Genomic DNA, 10,623 nt, shown 5'->3' on the forward strand with positions numbered 1-10,623 from the left:
ACATAGCAATAATTTCACTTATAGCGGGTGAATAAAGGTGATAAAAATCATCCTTATCAGACTCTCTGAAAAGGTAAGACCACAAGATCTTGCTAAAACAAAGAAAAAATGTCTATTTGCAAAGATAGAATTTTTTACGTGTAATACAAAATAATCTTGTTTATTTTCATAGGGTCTTTACAATATCTTATAGAAATTCTGAATTATTATCTAATAACTTCCTATCTCCTTTGTTAAGTCAAGAATGCAATAAGGGAGATAAGCTATTCACCCATAAGTAGTCCATAACAAAATATGAGTCAATACAGATAATATATACACTTGACAAAACAAGCAGGAAAGTATAGTGTGATACGGATGTTAAAAAGAGACTTTGTTCTTCTGATTCTTATCTGTAATATCTTGGAAGCCTTAAACATCTCGATAAGTTTATTAGCGCAGTTTATTAGGAACTTGCAATCAGATATAAGATATAATATGTTAGGATTACATAAATTGTATAACAAAGTATACCAGCTATATGCCTTCCTCTACTCATAGAGGCATATCTCTCTATGGTCTTATTTAATTTAACAATATTGAAATATCTTTTATAGTTAAACCAAAGGAATGGTGATATAAGTATTAAGCCAATAAACCAACTGAAAGGATCGTATCTGCTTCCAATCTTAATACAGCCAAGTATATTATACCCGAAGTAATACCCAACGAGTTGTATTATACAGGCAATATTAGTATATTCATGAATGGATGTAAACATTAGAGATACAAATGTAACAGTACCCTCCCTAACTAAGTATTTATTCTTGGAACAAAGGTAATATGTCCAATAGGCTATTTCACAAAACATAGATTAACGTGAGTTCGACGAATTATAAGTGTCTATATATTTGGTGATTAGCGAAATTTGTTGTAACTTTAAGATATTGATTTACAAACAATTACAAACAAAAATCGCTATGATCACCGAGGACAAAGTTACTGAAATATTTTGTATGGCAGATGATTTCTGCAAGTTTTTTGATGCAATGGTGGCAAAATATACGCTAAAGCCTACTGGAAAAAGAAAGTATCATCGAGATTCCACAATGTCAAAGGCAGAAGTCATGCTAATAATGATTCTTTTTCACGACTCTGGTTATCGCTGCTTTAAACATTTCTATCTTGAAAAAGTATGTAAACATCTGCGTAATTTGTTTCCTAAAGTTGTCTCATACAACCGTATAGTAGAATTGGAAAGGGAGGTTGTCATTCCACTCGCTTTGTTTATCAAGAAAGTATTGTTGGGCAAATGCACTGGCATAAGTTTTGTTGACAGCACACCACTGCGTGTCTGCAAGAACCAAAGAATACATATTCATAAGGTTTTCAAAGGTATAGCCCAAAGAGGAAAATGCTCCATAGGTTGGTTCTTCGGTTTCAAATTGCACTTGATTTGTAACGAGAAAGGAGAACTTCTCAACTTTATGATAACACCGGGAGATGTTGATGATCGTAAGCCATTGGAATACAAAGCATTTGTAGATTTCATATATGGCAAGCTGGTCGGCGACAAGGGATACATCGGCAAGAATCTCTTCCAAAGGCTGTTTGTGGATGGAATACAACTTATTACCAAGCTGAAAAGCAACATGAAAGGAGCTTTGATGAGCGTTTCTGACAGACTCTTACTCAGAAAAAGAGCCATTATAGAAACTGTGAATGATGAGCTTAAGAATATTGCACAGGTGGAGCACTCCAGGCATAGATGCTTTGACAATTTTATCGTCAATTTATTAGGCGTTATTGCAGCCTATTGCCTGTTCCCAAAAAAGCCGTGTATCAATGTACAAAGGACTATTGACACACAGCTTGCTCTGTTCTAAATTCGTCGAACTAACGTTATATTACTATCTCTCACATACCCATACAGGGTAGGATTCCCACCAGTCAGCCCTATCGGGTCCTGACTAATGTAGTTTCCGGTATGTGGCGAGTAATACCTGAACCTGTTGTAGTACAGCCCTGTTTCCCCATCTTCGTATTGTCCTTGGAAACGGAAAGGTATGAAGTCTCGTTTTCCTCTGAGTTCCAGTACATCCCCATAGATGTCGAGGATACAGTCCCAAACCACCTCACCATTGCTGTCGAGGGCTTGTATGGGCGTGCCCATATAGTCCTGCACGATACTGTAGCTGTCCTCCTCGGTGAGTTTTGCCACAGGGGTGTAACTACCACCGTCATACACCCATGTAATGAGATTGGTGTACGGTTCCTGTCTATCATAACGGATACGCCCCAATTCATCCTGCTGTGTCCTCGGCTTTTCCCGCCTGTCATAACTCCACTCGTGCAGCAGCACGTTGCCGTCCCAGGCATAGCGATAGCATGTGTCGTACGTCTCTTTAAGGGTACGCCTGCCCAAGGCATCGTACTCAAACCTTATGATGGCACCATCGGGCGTGCGTACGCTCTTGAGCATGCCATTGCCGTACCACTCGTAAGCGGTATCTCCCTATTGCCAGCCATAATGAGCCTGCAGTTCCTTGTCATTGGGCGTGGTTCGCGTGAAGAGATTGTCAAGCCAATCCTTGGGTTGCGGCATCACGGGAGGCTCCAAGACATTGCGAGAGCTCTTGAGGATAAGATTGCCTTCCCCGTCGTAGCGATAGTAGTTCTTCTCATCCTTGAACAGCCTGCCGCTCCTGTCATATACACGTCCCCTAGCATCCCTGTCCCGATAGACGTTGCCGATGATGTCGGGAGTCTTGAAGAGACACTCGCTCATGTCAAGCGATGCACCGACGAGGGTGCCGAAGCTGTCATAGTCGTACATTACGGGAGACTTCCTCAGGTGAGACCGCATGGAAAGCAGCCTGTCGTTCCTTCTCCATGCATAGAAGCGGTGTCCGCGCGATTCCGTCCCCGCATAGGTACACCTTGCCTCCAGACGCCCCGCAAAGTCGTATTCCGAGGTAATGCGCACGCCACCCGTGGCAAAGCGCTCTATCTCGCGTCCCCTCTCATCGTAGCGGATACGGCTTTCCCAAGCGTCTGACTCCTCTGACTGCCGGGCATGGAGGGCCTCCGTCTCCCCAAGTGGGGTGTAGGAGGTATTCTGCTCCGCTCCGAGAGAACTCCGCAGTCCTGTGTGTCCGCCCCATTGGGCATATTCATGCTCAATGGCGATCCTGTCTGCCTTGCCTCCGTTCGGGAGTACCTGCTCTTCGATTGAGGCAAGTTAAATTTAAGAACCTAATTCGATAAAATCCTCAAAATACTCTTCAAACGATGAAAATAATTTTTCTGTTCTTCCAATGTACATTTTTTCAGTGTCATCATACCTGACGTTTGCTCCATAAATCGTATTATCTTCTAATTCTTGATTTTCAGAAACCTTGTATAAGGTTAGATATTCGCCTACTTCGTAATTAAGAACAATTAAATCATTAGAAAGATTTACTTCATTTCTCATTTGTTTAGTAACTTCCACGACCGAATAAGTAACACTATTTTCATCTTTTGCTATCCCAAGTATATTAACATCTCCATAATTACACATTCCGCATTGAGATAAAAATTTCTTGTATTGCTTTGGGAGTTTAATATTTAACTCATTTTCAATATAAAGAATCTGCTCGTTATCAGCTTCTAACCAATATTCAAATTCCTCATTTTGTTTTAATCTTGTTATATAATCCATAAAATATTATTATTAATGACAACCCTTTTTGAATGATTTTGCTCTTTCCTTCCAATAATTTTTACGAAATTTTTCGTATTGATTTTTGAGAGTTCTGTTGTTCCTAAAACTGTTATCGTTTTCTATTAAGCCGTGTAATGGTTTATAATACTTTTTATGAGTACTGTCCAATAGTTCAACCATCGGACCTGGTTCAGCACCGATAACGTGATGTAGGTTTATTTGTTTTCCGTCAATACCGATAGGAGCGTATCCTTTACTCATCAAATCATAATTCGAAGCTCCTGCATCAAGTAATTTTGTACTGTTGGATTGGTTTTTCCTACAATGGGGTCAACGAATGTTGGAACTCCTCCTCCAAAATCAGCAGAATTTTGATATACTTTTCTTCCCAAAACTTCAATGGGACTATACTTACTTAACCCAAAAACATCCACCCAACTATTCACATCATGAACATAGGCGTAAATATTAAATCCTCCTAAAATAGAAATTGGGTCTTGTGATATAAAAGTACCGCTATTCGGGTCGTAATACCAGAACCTATTGTAATACAGTCCTGTTTCCCCATCTTCGTATTGACCTTGGAAACGGAAGGGTATGAAGTCTCGTTTCCCTCTCAGTTCCTGTACATCTCCATAGATGTCGAGGATGCAGTCCCAAACCACCTCACCCTTGCTGTCGAGAGCTTGTATGGGCGTACCCATATAGTCCTGCACGATGCTGTAGCTGTCCTCCTCGGTGAGCTTTGCCACCGGGGTGTAACTACCACCGTCATACACCCATGTAATGAGATTGGTGTACGGCTCTTTTCGATCGTAACTCGTTCGCCCGAGGTCATCGGTCAGCACTTGCGGTTTTCATTGGGGCTGTAGTCCCACTCGCGCAGGAGGGCGTTGCCGCCTCAAACAAAATGAGTAGTTGACCTTGCGGTTTTCTTTTCTATTCTTCCGCCAAAAATGTCGTAACAAAAACATATTATCGAACCATCAGAATTGAATATTCCCCTTGCATCCCAAAGCGTATTGCCACGCTTGTAAACTCCACTTTTGGGCGTTGTTTTCAGTATTTCAAGAAACTTTTTAACAACACATCTGAAGCATTACCAATCAGATAAGTCAGGTAATTTTATACCTTTCCCATTCATTGCATTCAATTCGTACATTACAACACTCCACAAATTAGGACAATCATCACCAAAATTAAAACATATCCATTCATTTCGTGTTGAGAGTGATTTTTTTTGTTCCCTCAAATTTGGTAAAAGATTTGTAAAAGAAATAAAATCTAATTCACTATCTTGCATATAATACACAATCAACCAAGACCATTCCGATTTGCTTAATTCATAAAATGCTTTATAAAATTCAGATTTATCAAAATTTGGGTTTAATTTTATATAGTTTTTGATAGTACGAGAAACTGTTATTGTATCTGTTGGCATATTTGCCTCATACAATTTAATTTCATATTCTCCTTTTCCAACTAAAAAATCAAAAATTTCGTTCTGTGCAATAGCTTTTTGCAGTTTTTCTATATTATTCATCCTTAATTCCGCAATACTATTATAAATTAAACTTTTTAAGTACCTGAGCAACAAAAAGTTGCTCAGGATTTTGCCATGTCAGAATTTTCACTTATCTTTGTGTTGCAAAAAAAAACAAGAGAATCCGACGATAGGCATGGCGAAGATACAAATTAAATCTGAGAGACTCACTCCTTTTGGGGGATTATTTTCAATCATGGAGCAATTTGACTCCACAGGTATAATCCATAACTTTTACAAGGCCATTATTCAAAGACTTGACGTAAAGAAGTTCGGACTCAATGCAACAAGTCGCATAAAAGCGTTTGTCTTCAGGTTTATCTCTGTACCAGCCAAGTGGATCAGGACATCAAGGCGGTATGTGCTGAATATCTATACCTGTAATAATGCTTACGCAGATGTTTTCCAGACTGATTTTGGACAATGCCGACAACTTATGAGAATGATATTGTGTATTGCCTCAAGTCACATTGTGGGGCAAGGAGATATTGTAGGCAGAAGTGGGTGCTTCAAGTTCAAATTATCTGCAAATTCAGTAATGAGAGGACGTGTAAACGCAATAAGGACGTTCAAGGGCTTAGTTGCGGATTTGAGGAAGATTATATTACAGCATAGAAAAATATTATCCATGTTGAACTACAATAAAAAACAAAAAAGACTTTTCCCCAAAATAGACGCTTAGGACTTTTCTCCTGATATTCATCAACAAGATGGGATATTCTTGACTTCCTGAAATAGCATCTATACATGTATGTTACTATTGGCATGATTATTATGACAGACCATACCCATGAAAGTAAATCATTTCTGCTTTTTATGGGTAGATGTTGTAATATATTTAATCCTATATGCTGTTCTGCGATATAAACTATAGTAAGTATATTTACAAATAATAAGACAGAAACAATTAAGGCTGAGTCTATGCGAGTATCTGCAGATTTTCCGTAGCTCTTATTTTTTGATAAAAAATAATATGTCCAATATGCAATCTCTTTTAATAGCATAATCTTATCTCCTTGATTTTGATGCAGGACCAATGAAAGTTTGTCTGGGGCTAAAACGTCTTTTGATAATTGTTGGTGGGAAAGGATGAATAGGTAGGACAACTCTTAGATTATCTACAGGTTGAATATATGGATCTTTTCGTATATTTGGGGCAAGCGTTGGAGAGTAAAATGCTCCTAATAAAAGAATAGCATACATCTCAAGAATCAATTCTCTCGACTGAGATGTATATACCAACCATTTTTTATAGGACGATATAACTCTATATTTACAGAATATCTTTGAGAAACTTGATCCAAATCTTCCTCCGTAATTCTTTCTACGATATACATTTCAGTAGTGGGATCTAAGGCAACCTCTTTATTGTAGTTCTTCATATGATCCTCAAGATTTGGAGCATAGATATACTCCTTATATCCTCCGCTGACAGAAATTCCCCATGTATGAAAGAGCAAGCAAACTTCTGATATCCCATCATACTGTATACTCATAATATCTAGTTTCTTGATTAAAGAATCCAATTCCTTTTTATCTTTATATGAGATGATATAGGCTGTACTATCTGTTTCATCATAGGGGGGGGTAATGAAATCTATCGTACTTAACAGAAATGTTTCTCAATCTCTCAAATTCAGACTCATTGAGATTGAAATGCTCTAACATTTGATGATCTGACGGCATATTATTTCTTGTACATCCAAAAAGTAAAAAAACGAATGCAATTAAAAAGAATATTAATGATTTGGGCATTTCTTGATATTTACAAGTTTGTTGTTCTGATAAGATTTATAGATTTCATCTAAGATAGCTTGAGCCGTTAAGAAAGAAGGAGTTCCTCCATATCTATTATATAATCTAAAACCTATTTTGATTGCTTCATTATCACTTGCATCATCAAAAGCTGCTAAAAAGTCTGCATCCCCAAGTTCCTTAATTCGATTTTACAAGTATTGAGAGGTCCATGCTCCCCAACTTCGATTATTATCTTTCAGTTGTGCTACTCCTGCCCCGGCTGTTAACTCCCAATCTGTAAACCCAACTGCTTTTCCGATAAAACCATAATTTTAATTATATTTTATACCTGTTTTATTTTTCAAGTTGTTAGGCTGCTCGCAAATATAAGCTTTTTGATTGTGATTGCCAAAGAAAAATCGAACTTTTTGTTGTTTCTCTGTAAAAATATTGATAATCAACAGTGTAACACCATATAGTCATAATATAAGTAGGTATAATTAAGCAGAATAGACCGCCCTTTTGCAGATGCCCGGTGGGGCTGTACTCATAGGTGGTGGTGCCAAAGCGGTTGTCCTCCGTCTTAAGCAGCCTGTCGGCACTGCCCCAATGGTATTTACGCTCCCTGCGCACCTTGGATGACTGGCGGGTCTTGCTGTCGATGAGCCTGCCGATGTCGTCATAGGGAAAGCTCTGCGTTACGCCACCGGGGAGTATGCGCTCCAGCTCAAAGCCAAGGCTGTCATACTCGTGCCTGCTCTCAAAGCGACCAGGGGCTTCCGCCTGTCCTGCCGAGAAGCAGGTCAGTTCCCCGAACTCATTGCGCTCGTAGGTAAGGTCGGCGCCAAGGGAGCTCGTAAGCGTGGCTATCTGTCCTGCCTTGTCATAGGTACGTTTGATAACGTGTTCATTGCTCCGCTCCTCCACGGGCAACCCCATGTTGAACACTATGTACATTGAGCAAAAAAAAATACCAGAACAATGGGGCATATCAATGAATACGTAACCAATTGCATCAGACAAAAAAAGAATATTTTGGAGTTCCAAGGGAAAATTTATCAAATCAAATTGGAAGAGGAAGGTACTTGATACAGGTAATTCTGGCTCTGATTGAAGATATGAAGGCATAGAATTTCTCATGTTATCTATCGATGGTAAAAGTATTTTATATGAGGGGATGCTTATACCTAATGAACAAGACGTTGCCTCTTGTTTACGAATTAATACCCGAGTACCATTGGTCCATATAGGAGGGAGACCTTGCAAATCTCCATTATCAATAATGTCATCAAGGAAATAGTCATCTGTATAGGTCGTAAATACAGATAAGAATAATGCCTCACGATGTGTATATTTCGAAGAAACTACTTCTAATGGAATAGAAAAGAGTAAAGAGAGAGGAATCCCATTGTTGTTCCTTGGCCAATCCTTTTCCTTTATGAAAGCTTCGCCACCAATACGAGGGCATAGATTATCTTTTTCTGTTTTTCCTTCAATTTTAATCATATTATTCATTATTTATATGTTGATTTTTTTTCTTGTTTCAACAAATTTCCATAAAACATATCTGCCTCCTTCCTTAAACGTCGTGCGATACTTGCAGGAATGCCAGCTTTACGACTCGTGCCTGCTCTCAAAGCGACCCGGGGCTTCCGCCTGTCCTGCCGAGAAGCAGGTCAGTTCCCCGAACTCATTGCGTTCGTAGGCAAGGTCGGCGCCAAGAGAGCTCGTAAGCGTGGCTATCTGTCCAGACTTGTCATAGGTACGTTTGATAACGTGTTCATTGCTCCGCTCCTCCACGGGCAAGCTTGCAGAGCAAATAATTAGTCCTTTTATAAGGAGTAAGGAAAAGAGAAGAAGATCCTGAGATACAAGTCTCATTATCCAAAATAACTTTCTAATTTATGTTTTATTTCTTCTATTCTACTTGAGGAATTATCATACATTCTTTTTTGTTTGGCTTTTTTTATAGTGTATTCAATCAATTCTGTTTTATTATTCAAATAACAAACTGCTAAAATATAAGCCATTGGATAGCCATAATTATCAGGATACTCGATAATATCATCAATTAAATCAAAGGAATGTGATATGAAATTTTGAACTTTAGATGAATATAATGCATTTACCTTTTCAGCAATTTCCATGCATTTGTCTTCAATATTATCTTTTTCTTTAAAACTTGCAGTCCCTTGTAAATAAAATTTATGAGATTGATAATATAATGAGGTAAAACCAAAATAACAATTAGGCAATTTTGCCCCTGCTTTATACGATAAATTAAGATTATCTATAAGTCTTATTATTGCTAACGAATTCTTCATTTCTTGTCCGAAACGGCAAGAAATATACATTCCCAATTGAGACCCAAACTCTGCAAATTTACTAGAAACAAACGTATATCCTAAATATCCAATTTCACTTTTTTGCGATCTGAAGATTATAGAATCGTTTTTATATCTTGTTTCTATGTCATAAAAATGCATTTTCATACTATGCAATTTTAATGCCGCTTGAATCTGTTTTTTTAAACTACCCATTTTAATTTAATTATATTTTAAAACATGAAAAGTAGCATCGTGTATACTTCCTTTTCCTCCTAATTCTCTGCCAGGAGCTCCATTTGTATCAATAGTAAATGTCCCTGTTCTTCCTTTTGACATTTGGATTGTTCCACCACCTAGGTGAGTTGTAGTGTTAGATTGTGAAGACATAGGCGGATTATTTATAATGGTAGTATAGGTAAACTAAGGCAAGAAGCAGGAGGACGGCGAGGACACCCTTCACGAACCGGACGGCATTCCTGCCAAACAGGTCGATCCACATTTGCGTAAAGTCGCTGTTCCCGCTCGGCAGCAGCGTCCATTTCCAGTCAAAAACCAACCCTATGAGATACAGGATTACAAGGAGGATTGCCACGAGAAGCCCGTATTGCGGATGTTCTCGGAGGTAGGCAAACAACTTGCCGAAAAAATCATTCAATTGTTCCATAATCTGACGGGATTTGTGGAGGGTTTTTCATTTGTTGCTGGTATATTGTCGTTTCCTGAAAATGGTTGACTTATTTTTTTGCTGAAACTGATTTCGGTTGACATCGTTTTCGTCGTCATACTAGAATGAGTTGTCTTGACTTTTCAAAGATACTGATTTTAGTTGACTCTAGCAATGTGGGGTAGTTTGTCGTGGTATACCCCGGTCTTGTTTTTTCTTTCCTTAATTCCGCAACACTATTATAAATTAAACTTTTTAAGTACCTAAGCAACAAAAAGTTCTTGAACAAGTCAAGCGGCAGAGCCGAGCGGCTCAGGATTTTGCCCTGTCAGAATTTTCACTTATCTTAGTGTTGCAAAAAAACAAGAGAATCCGACGATAGACATGGCGAAGATACAAATTAAATCTGAGAGACTCACTCCTTTTGGGGGATTATTTTCAATCATGGATCAATTTGACTCCACATTATCATCTGTAATCGGCTCAACCCTCGGTCTAAGGTGTAGATCGTTCGGTTATCAGTACAGCGGAATCATCCGTTCTCTCATGAGTATCTACTTCTGTGGCGGTTATTGGCGATTTGATAGTCGGTATAATCCGTAACTTTTACAAGGCCATTATTCAAAGACTTGACGTAAAGAAGTTCGGACTCAATGCAACAAGTCGC

General features: G+C 38.6%; 13 protein-coding genes and 2 pseudogenes. 4 read left to right on the top strand and 11 right to left on the bottom strand.

Features of this window, described 5'->3' with window-relative positions:
- The first annotated feature begins 959 nt into the window (after positions 1-959).
- Positions 960-1,865 carry an IS982 family transposase gene (locus BN35_RS09150; RefSeq protein WP_081675929.1) on the top strand — a complete coding sequence of 302 codons (906 nt, stop codon included), beginning with the start codon at positions 960-962 and terminating at the stop codon, positions 1,863-1,865.
- Here BN35_RS09150 and BN35_RS14290 read toward each other — a convergent pair.
- Both BN35_RS14290 and BN35_RS12835 read right to left on the bottom strand, forming a co-directional pair.
- The gene (locus tag BN35_RS14290; RefSeq protein WP_052328484.1) at positions 1,862-2,461 is read right to left on the bottom strand and encodes an RHS repeat-associated core domain-containing protein; all 600 of its coding nucleotides are present in this window, start codon (positions 2,459-2,461) and stop codon (positions 1,862-1,864) included. The genes BN35_RS09150 and BN35_RS14290 overlap by 4 nt on opposite strands.
- A 33-nt stretch (positions 2,462-2,494) precedes the next feature.
- Complete coding sequence (locus tag BN35_RS12835) at positions 2,495-2,845, bottom strand: hypothetical protein (protein ID WP_148300590.1); 351 nt, start codon at positions 2,843-2,845, stop codon at positions 2,495-2,497.
- 210 nt (positions 2,846-3,055) lie between these two features.
- On the opposite strand from BN35_RS12835, the gene BN35_RS13740 reads away from it, so the two are divergent.
- Positions 3,056-3,214 carry a hypothetical protein gene (locus BN35_RS13740; RefSeq protein ID WP_154653972.1) on the top strand — a complete coding sequence of 53 codons (159 nt, stop codon included), beginning with the start codon at positions 3,056-3,058 and terminating at the stop codon, positions 3,212-3,214.
- A gap of 12 nt (positions 3,215-3,226) precedes the next feature.
- Here BN35_RS13740 and BN35_RS09160 read toward each other — a convergent pair whose 3' ends face one another.
- The 4 genes from BN35_RS09160 to BN35_RS09175 all read right to left on the bottom strand — a co-directional run bounded on the left by BN35_RS09160 (position 3,227) and on the right by BN35_RS09175 (position 5,228).
- Complete coding sequence (locus tag BN35_RS09160) at positions 3,227-3,682, bottom strand: SMI1/KNR4 family protein (RefSeq protein WP_004348325.1); 456 nt, start codon at positions 3,680-3,682, stop codon at positions 3,227-3,229.
- A gap of 12 nt (positions 3,683-3,694) precedes the next feature.
- Positions 3,695-3,946 carry an HNH/ENDO VII family nuclease gene (locus BN35_RS09165; protein ID WP_050774834.1) on the bottom strand — a complete coding sequence of 84 codons (252 nt, stop codon included), beginning with the start codon at positions 3,944-3,946 and terminating at the stop codon, positions 3,695-3,697.
- A complete protein-coding gene (locus BN35_RS09170) occupies positions 3,946-4,533 on the bottom strand; it encodes an RHS repeat-associated core domain-containing protein (RefSeq protein WP_025073176.1) in 588 nt (195 codons plus the stop codon). The genes BN35_RS09165 and BN35_RS09170 overlap by 1 nt, the downstream gene beginning before the upstream one ends.
- A 251-nt stretch (positions 4,534-4,784) precedes the next feature.
- A complete protein-coding gene (locus BN35_RS09175; RefSeq protein WP_004348328.1) occupies positions 4,785-5,228 on the bottom strand; it encodes a hypothetical protein in 444 nt (147 codons plus the stop codon).
- A 214-nt stretch (positions 5,229-5,442) separates the two neighbouring features.
- Between BN35_RS09175 and BN35_RS13200 the strand changes: the two are divergent.
- Positions 5,443-5,649: pseudogene (locus tag BN35_RS13200) on the top strand (IS1380 family transposase); the annotation flags it as partial.
- Positions 5,650-6,439: 790 nt separating this feature from the next.
- Here BN35_RS13200 and BN35_RS14185 read toward each other — a convergent pair.
- From BN35_RS14185 to BN35_RS09205, 5 genes are all read right to left on the bottom strand, one after another.
- Positions 6,440-6,754, bottom strand: coding sequence for a hypothetical protein (locus BN35_RS14185; protein ID WP_458692670.1), 315 nt, complete (start codon positions 6,752-6,754; stop codon positions 6,440-6,442).
- Positions 6,755-7,334: 580 nt separating this feature from the next.
- A complete protein-coding gene (locus tag BN35_RS09190; protein WP_145992951.1) occupies positions 7,335-8,471 on the bottom strand; it encodes an RHS repeat domain-containing protein in 1,137 nt (378 codons plus the stop codon).
- Between the two features lie 108 nt (positions 8,472-8,579).
- On the bottom strand, positions 8,580-8,846 hold the full coding sequence (locus BN35_RS09195; RefSeq protein ID WP_028901365.1) for a hypothetical protein: 267 nt from the start codon (positions 8,844-8,846) through the stop codon (positions 8,580-8,582).
- On the bottom strand, positions 8,846-9,505 hold the full coding sequence (locus tag BN35_RS09200; protein WP_025073211.1) for a hypothetical protein: 660 nt from the start codon (positions 9,503-9,505) through the stop codon (positions 8,846-8,848). Before BN35_RS09200 ends, BN35_RS09195 begins: the two co-directional genes overlap by 1 nt.
- A gap of 181 nt (positions 9,506-9,686) precedes the next feature.
- Positions 9,687-9,956: an immunity 17 family protein gene (locus BN35_RS09205; protein WP_025073210.1), complete on the bottom strand. Its 270-nt coding sequence runs from the start codon at positions 9,954-9,956 to the stop codon at positions 9,687-9,689.
- Positions 9,957-10,340: 384 nt separating this feature from the next.
- Here BN35_RS09205 and BN35_RS13205 point away from each other — a divergent pair.
- Positions 10,341-10,526: pseudogene (locus tag BN35_RS13205) on the top strand (IS1380 family transposase); the annotation flags it as partial.
- Between the last annotated feature and the right edge of the window lie 97 nt (positions 10,527-10,623).

It is taken from the genome of Hoylesella timonensis 4401737 = DSM 22865 = JCM 15640 (assembly GCF_000455445.1).
Classification (GTDB): Bacteria; Bacteroidota; Bacteroidia; order Bacteroidales; family Bacteroidaceae; genus Prevotella; species Prevotella timonensis.

Bases quoted from the DNA above. Each gene is read 5' to 3' on its own strand.
- BN35_RS09150 (WP_081675929.1), top strand. From the start codon at position 960: ATGATCACCGAGGACAAAGTTACTGAAATATTTTGTATGGCAGATGAT.
- BN35_RS14290 (WP_052328484.1), bottom strand. From the start codon at position 2,461: ATGCTCAAGAGCGTACGCACGCCCGATGGTGCCATCATAAGGTTTGAG.
- BN35_RS12835 (WP_148300590.1), bottom strand. From the start codon at position 2,845: ATGCGGTCTCACCTGAGGAAGTCTCCCGTAATGTACGACTATGACAGC.
- BN35_RS13740 (WP_154653972.1), top strand. From the start codon at position 3,056: ATGGAGGGCCTCCGTCTCCCCAAGTGGGGTGTAGGAGGTATTCTGCTC.
- BN35_RS09160 (WP_004348325.1), bottom strand. From the start codon at position 3,682: ATGGATTATATAACAAGATTAAAACAAAATGAGGAATTTGAATATTGG.
- BN35_RS09165 (WP_050774834.1), bottom strand. From the start codon at position 3,946: ATGAGTAAAGGATACGCTCCTATCGGTATTGACGGAAAACAAATAAAC.
- BN35_RS09175 (WP_004348328.1), bottom strand. From the start codon at position 5,228: ATGAATAATATAGAAAAACTGCAAAAAGCTATTGCACAGAACGAAATT.
- BN35_RS09190 (WP_145992951.1), bottom strand. From the start codon at position 8,471: ATGATTAAAATTGAAGGAAAAACAGAAAAAGATAATCTATGCCCTCGT.
- BN35_RS09195 (WP_028901365.1), bottom strand. From the start codon at position 8,846: ATGAGACTTGTATCTCAGGATCTTCTTCTCTTTTCCTTACTCCTTATA.
- BN35_RS09200 (WP_025073211.1), bottom strand. From the start codon at position 9,505: ATGGGTAGTTTAAAAAAACAGATTCAAGCGGCATTAAAATTGCATAGT.
- BN35_RS09205 (WP_025073210.1), bottom strand. From the start codon at position 9,956: ATGGAACAATTGAATGATTTTTTCGGCAAGTTGTTTGCCTACCTCCGA.